This window comes from Aquipuribacter hungaricus, from assembly GCF_037860755.1.
Classification (GTDB): Bacteria; Actinomycetota; Actinomycetes; order Actinomycetales; family JBBAYJ01; genus Aquipuribacter; species Aquipuribacter hungaricus.
The window spans coordinates 1-856 of the sequence record NZ_JBBEOI010000481.1; the positions used below are offsets into that span (position 1 = coordinate 1).

Annotated in this window: 1 protein-coding gene; it reads right to left on the bottom strand. The window is 80.1% G+C overall.

The window, feature by feature from the left end; translation table 11 throughout:
* The coding region (locus WCS02_RS20760; protein WP_340296209.1) for a phosphoribosyltransferase domain-containing protein at positions 1-856 on the bottom strand (856 nt) is incomplete at both ends.

Genomic DNA, 856 nt, shown 5'->3' on the forward strand with positions numbered 1-856 from the left:
CAGGTCGTGGGCGGCCACGAGGTCGGGGGCGCGCGGGCCCGCGTCGTCGGGCAGCCGCACCCGGCCGCGGGCCAGGATCACCACGTCCACCCGCGCCCCCAGCTCGACCGCCAGCGCCTCCGTGGCCGCGACGTCGTCGGGGCCGCGGACGTCGACGAGCGCGGCCACGACGTACCGGTCCCGCGGCCGGAGCGCGTGCAGCGCCCGCAGCGTGTTCCGGGCCGTGCGCCCGGTGGACAGCTCGTCGTCGACGAGGACGAGCGGCGCCTCCCCGAGCAGCCCGGCCAGCACGTCGGCGTCGGGCAGCAGCAGGTGCCCGGTCGCGTGCGAGTGCTCCTCGTCGAAGCCGGCCGCGGCGGCCGCGCCCGGCACCCGGCGGCGGGTCGAGTGCAGGTGCGCCGCGCGCAGCACCTCGGCCACCTCGTGAGACAGCCCGGTGGCGGTCTCCGCGTAGCCGAGGACGGCCGCCCCGACCGGGGGAGCCCCGGCCACCAGCGAAGCCACCGCCGCGTCGAGGCGCTCCAGCAGGGCCTCCGACGGCTCCCCCGCCGGGTCGAGGGCGTCGACGAGCAGCGCCGCCGCGCCGTCGAGGTCCGTGGGCGGCTCCTCCCCCGCCAGCTGGTCGGCGACGAGCAGGCCGAGCAGCCGGGCCGCGGATCGGACGAGCCGGGGGTCGGTGGGCACGTGCTTGCCGAGCACGGTGGAGACCAGCAGGTGCGGGCGGCGCGGGTTGCGTCGCAGGGCGAGCCCGGTGAGCAGCCGGACGTCGGCGACCGGCCCGCCCGGGACCGGCTCGACGGCCACCCCGAGCGCCGCGGACACCCACGCGCCGGTCCAGCCGGCGGGCGCGCCCTGC